Below are 4,767 nucleotides of genomic sequence, written 5' to 3' on the forward strand. Positions count from 1 at the left end.
ACTCAGAATGTGCGGGAAATCGACGCCACCCAGCGACTGCCGTCCGTGGTACGCACATGCCCGTCGTCCTCGGCCATATACAGCTCGCGCGCCCTGGTTTTGGTGGTCACCCAGTCGAGTCCCCAATCGAAACCCCACCAGTGATGAACCAGCCCCACGCCGTAATCAGCAAAGTCGGCCTCCGAGAAGTTCTCGATCTGCTGATAACCGGCATGCACTTTCAGGTTGGTATTGATGCCCAGCGCGTACTTGTAGTCCAGGTCATACAGCATGCTGCCCCGTGAGTTGTGATCGCCCCTGGCGTAGCAGTCCAGGCCTTTGGTCGGGTCTTCACGGAACTGCAATTGCGCGCCGCAAACACCGCCGCTGTTGGCACCTCGATAGTTTTTCGAGAGCACCCGTGCGACTCGCCCTTCGAGCGCGCCATAGCCGATTTCAAGCACTGCAAACTGGCTGTTGTAATGGGTCGAGTGTTCTTCGCCAGGCGTGAAGGTCTCGAAATCGAATCGATTGGGCGCCTTGAATTGAGCCCCTGGAAACATCTCGGCGGCGAGGCCCACGCCATAGTGCCAGGCATCCGGATCGCCGAAGCGGTAGCCACCGGCGAACAGAACTCCGGCTCCATCGCCGTCGAGAAACTGCTTCTTGCTGACCGTGGTAAATTCGGCGAGCGCCACAAGGCCCGATTCATGAGCGACCTGAAGGGTCACTTTGGCGCCCGGCTTATTCAACGAATCGGAGATGCCCCGGGTGCGAATATCCGAACTGACCTTGGCGGTGACGTCCACCGCGTAACTCGACATTTCATCGGCCAGCGCCAAGGTCGGACAGGCCGCCGAGCACAGTGCTACCGCCATTGCATAACGGGTTGTATGAGTGCGCATGATTCTCTCCCACGCTAAAGGACCGGACTTACAATGTGCAAACCGGGGCAGGAGGCAGTGTGTCGATACGTTCGAATTGCTCTGTCTTGCCGAGGACCTCGGTGCCGACAAAAGCCCTTACATTGAGGCGACCGTCCTTGACCCGGACAGCGCCCTTGTATTTTTTATGGTCACGGGGGTCATACACCCAGCCGTCGCGCCAGGCATCCTGGTCATAACGGGTCAGTTGCAGGATTTGTACGCCGCAATCGCTGGACGTCGACGCGGTATCCTTGACCCAGACAACCTGTCCGCAGAGAGCACCTGCCGTATCCTTGCAATCGTCCAGCCTGACCACGGCGTCCTTTTCCGCTGTCAGCCAAAGTCCCTTGGCCTCCAGCGGACCTGTCGCCGCATGAATGCCAGTGGAGCACATCAGAACCGAGGAAAAGAAAAGCCATTGCTGTACGTTCATAGCGGCACCTTTTTATTTTTTTTAACAGACCGTCACAATAGCGACGCCTCAGTTATGATAGTCATCGCTACACGATAGTTATAGCTATCATTTTAGGGCGCAGCAACTGTTTTTTTCATTGCGACACAGGCTCCCCATCCTTTTTGACAGGTACTTATGGCCAGGCTGAAAACCGACACAGATCCTGCGCAGGTCGCGGGAAAAACGGCAGAGCGAAAAAAGATCCCCGCGCAGCAACGGGCGACTGAAACCTACGAGCGGATTCTGGTGGCCACGGCCCAGACCCTGTGCGACGTCGGCGTGGAGCGCTTGTCGACCAATCTGGTCTGCGAGCGCGCCGGTCTGACTCCGCCTGCGCTGTATCGCTATTTCCCCAACAAATACGCGCTGTTGACGGTTCTTGGTGAACGTCTGCTGGAGAAGCAGAACGAGCGGATCGATCACTGGATCACGCCTGAACTCTTGACTGGCACGCCGCAAGCCCTTGAGCAGGCGCTTGCCGAGCTGATTCTGGACACTTATCGGGTGACGGACGCCACGCTGGGCGGCATGTGGACCCTCAAGGCATTGAGGGCGGTTCCGGCACTTGAACACGTGCGGCTCGACTCGCACCGTCGGGTTTCCACCGCTCAGGCTGCAATCCTGGCCGGCGTTTTCCCGGACGCGGACCCTGAACGTATTGCGATGGCTGCTCGAGTGGCGGTAGAAATGATTCACGCCACCATCGAGTTGCTGTTCGATGAACCGCTGAACCCAGGGCACGTTTGCGCAATGGTGGCGGCGATGATCGTCAGTCACCTGGATCGTTTGGGTCCCGAAACAGGCAACTGAACTGAACACGCCTCCAGTTATTACAATAAACAGCACCAGGAGCACCGGCATGAACCAGCCTGCACAGATCCCCCCTACCACACCGTATTCTGTTGCGGCGCTTGCCGAACTGCTGGAGGCGCAGCAGGCTGCGAATCGCGCTCAGGGAGCGCCTTCCTACGCGCAACGAATGGCAGACCTGGAAGCCGTTTCCCGGCTGGTCAGGGACAATCAGGACCGGTTGCTCGAAGCGGTCAGCGCAGATTTCGGCAACCGCTCTTTTGCCGAAACCAGACTCGGCGAGCTGATGCCTGTCATCAACGGCATCAAGCATATTCGCGCGCACCTCAAAGCCTGGATGCGCCCGGCCCGGCGCAAAGTGGGGATTATCTTCCGGCCGGCCTCTGCCAACGTCATTTATCAGCCTCTGGGCGTGGTGGGCATTCTTGCGCCCTGGAACTACCCACTGACCCTCACCCTGATCCCGTTGATCGAAGCGCTGGCTGCCGGCAATCGCGTGATGATCAAACCGTCAGAGCTGACCCCGAGAACCTCTGAACTGCTCAGGCAATTGCTGAGCGAAACGTTTCCCGCCGATCAGGTTGCCGTGGTCACCGGCGATGCCATGCTGGCCAGCCAGTTCAGTGAGCTGCCGTTCGACCATCTGCTGTTCACCGGATCGACCCGCATCGGGCGGCAGGTCATGGCGGCGGCGGCGCACAACCTGACGCCCGTGACCCTGGAGCTGGGCGGCAAATCGCCGGTCGTGATCTGCGCCGACTTTTCGATCAGAAAGGCCGCCCGCATGATCGCGATCGGTAAATTGTTCAATGCCGGTCAGACCTGCGTAGCACCCGATTACGTTCTGGTTCCACGCGACCTGGCAGATAGCTTCGCCAGCGAATGGCTGGCGGCGGCCAAAAAGCTTTACCCCACCCTTGAAAGCAACCCGGACTACACCTCGATCATCTCGCCTCGGCATTACGAGCGATTGCTGGGCATGGCCAGTCAAGCCGTTGCTGCAGGCGCTAAAGCCTGGCAACACGATGCGCCCGCCGCGGCCGACGAACGCAAGATCCCGCCTACGGCGTTCACCCACGTGCCATTGAACTCAGACCTGATGCAGGAAGAGATCTTTGGTCCGCTGCTGCCAGTTCTTGTCTACGACACGCTGGATGAGGCGATTGCCTTTATCAACGCCCGGCCCTCGCCCTTGGCCCTTTATTGCTTTTCCAGTGATCAGGCATTCGTGGATAAGGTGCTGAACCGCACCCGCTCTGGCGGTGTGACCCTCAACGGCACCATGCTGCACGCCACGCAGGATGACCTGCCGTTCGGCGGTGTCGGAGAAAGTGGCACCGGGGCCTATCACGGCTATGAAGGCTTTGTCCGCCTGTCGCATGCGCGTGGTGTTCTCAAGTTGAGCCGCTTCAACCTGTCGGACAAGGTCTCTGCGCCTTATGGACGCCTGACGCGCCTGGTCACCCGGTTCATGCTCGGCAAATAGGTCGGCACGGGCTGGCTAACCCCCTGTCGGTTTCCTGAAACGGCTAAACCGAGCAGCCGGTCGGTTTGGCCCGCCCGCCATCTTTTTACACTGGAAACAACGCGTCGCCACGTCTACAGGCTGGCGCGATACTCCCTGATTGCCAAGTGCTTATCACTGTTTGTGACCGTGACGCATTTAGGTAACATCCCGACGGTAGTCTTTGCGCTATTCCACTATCACCGAGATCTAACGGCCATCTAACGCAGCCGTGAGTCGCAGTAGCGCTCGTGATTAAGTTGATGTGACCGCAATGTCTTTCTGGCGTCTATACCTTTGTCAGCAGTTCTAAATCATGGATGACTAAATGCCTCATACCCTACTCCCGCAGATTGGCAGGGCCATCGCCAGCATCGGCAATGGTAATTTCTCCAGCATGTTCCACAAACTGATCGACACCCAGCTTGCGGTCGATGCCACGCACCTTTCATCACTTCCGCAGCCCTGGCAGGCCCCGGCAGATTCGGCACCTACGGTCTTCAACGAGACGGTGACGTCGTCGCGGGGCACGTTACTGCTCAACGACTCTATTCATCTGTATCCCGATCAGGCTTCGGAGAGCTTCAGTTGCAAGATTTCGGTGTTTCGCGCGCTTCCGGCGCATGCGTTTTCCGACAGAGAACGCCGCCAGCTGGACGACATATCACCGCTTCTGTTCTCGATACTCGAACGGCATGTGAATGCCTTGCAACTGGCGATGCCCAGCCTCGAATACGGCAAGACAGAGAGTTTCGAAGAGCGTTTCCACGAACGCCTGCGCGAGACAGGCCTGACACTGTCCGAGCGTGAAACGCAGGTCTGCCTCGGCCTGCTGGCCGGTCACACCGCACTCGAACAGGCCGAACGCCTGACGCTCAAGGTCAATACGGTCGGCAGCTACCAACGCCGTGCCGCCATCAAACTGGGTATCAGCGGTCGGCACTCTCTGATGCGCTGGATGTACGCATCGTCCGAAAGCAACTGCCCGGCCTACTGAGCCGCCTCTACTCATCAGAACCCGGTATAGCCCGACAGTACCGTGGTACGGCGTGCAGGCCCGATGCCGGACCGCACGCCGATCACGCCCTACCGGA

5 protein-coding genes are annotated in these 4,767 nt (G+C 58.8%); 3 read left to right on the forward strand and 2 right to left on the reverse strand.

Annotated features, from left to right (window positions below):
* Window positions 1-2: 2 nt before the first annotated feature.
* Window positions 3-884 carry a TorF family putative porin gene (locus BW686_RS04050; protein WP_084914465.1) on the reverse strand — a complete coding sequence of 294 codons (882 nt, stop codon included), beginning with the start codon at window positions 882-884 and terminating at the stop codon, window positions 3-5.
* Window positions 885-912: 28 nt separating this feature from the next.
* On the reverse strand, window positions 913-1,338 hold the full coding sequence (locus BW686_RS04055; protein WP_084914467.1) for a DUF2147 domain-containing protein: 426 nt from the start codon (window positions 1,336-1,338) through the stop codon (window positions 913-915).
* 156 nt (window positions 1,339-1,494) lie between these two features.
* Between BW686_RS04055 and BW686_RS04060 the strand changes: the two genes are divergently transcribed.
* The 3 genes from BW686_RS04060 to BW686_RS04070 all read left to right on the forward strand — a co-directional run bounded on the left by BW686_RS04060 (window position 1,495) and on the right by BW686_RS04070 (window position 4,670).
* Window positions 1,495-2,169: a TetR/AcrR family transcriptional regulator gene (locus tag BW686_RS04060; protein ID WP_084914469.1), complete on the forward strand. Its 675-nt coding sequence runs from the start codon at window positions 1,495-1,497 to the stop codon at window positions 2,167-2,169.
* Between the two features lie 49 nt (window positions 2,170-2,218).
* Window positions 2,219-3,655, forward strand: coding sequence for a coniferyl aldehyde dehydrogenase (locus tag BW686_RS04065; protein ID WP_084914472.1), 1,437 nt, complete (start codon window positions 2,219-2,221; stop codon window positions 3,653-3,655).
* A gap of 346 nt (window positions 3,656-4,001) precedes the next feature.
* Window positions 4,002-4,670: a helix-turn-helix transcriptional regulator gene (locus tag BW686_RS04070; RefSeq protein WP_084914475.1), complete on the forward strand. Its 669-nt coding sequence runs from the start codon at window positions 4,002-4,004 to the stop codon at window positions 4,668-4,670.
* The last annotated feature ends 97 nt before the right edge of the window (window positions 4,671-4,767 follow it).

This window comes from Pseudomonas syringae (genome assembly GCF_002157375.1).
Taxonomy (GTDB): Bacteria; Pseudomonadota; Gammaproteobacteria; order Pseudomonadales; family Pseudomonadaceae; genus Aquipseudomonas; species Aquipseudomonas syringae_T.

What these genes read in the sequence shown, in the direction of transcription:
- BW686_RS04050 (WP_084914465.1), bottom strand. Translation starts at nt 884, where the DNA reads ATGCGCACTCATACAACCCGTTATGCAATGGCGGTAGCACTGTGCTCG.
- BW686_RS04055 (WP_084914467.1), bottom strand. Translation starts at nt 1,338, where the DNA reads ATGAACGTACAGCAATGGCTTTTCTTTTCCTCGGTTCTGATGTGCTCC.
- BW686_RS04060 (WP_084914469.1), top strand. Translation starts at nt 1,495, where the DNA reads ATGGCCAGGCTGAAAACCGACACAGATCCTGCGCAGGTCGCGGGAAAA.
- BW686_RS04065 (WP_084914472.1), top strand. Translation starts at nt 2,219, where the DNA reads ATGAACCAGCCTGCACAGATCCCCCCTACCACACCGTATTCTGTTGCG.
- BW686_RS04070 (WP_084914475.1), top strand. Translation starts at nt 4,002, where the DNA reads ATGCCTCATACCCTACTCCCGCAGATTGGCAGGGCCATCGCCAGCATC.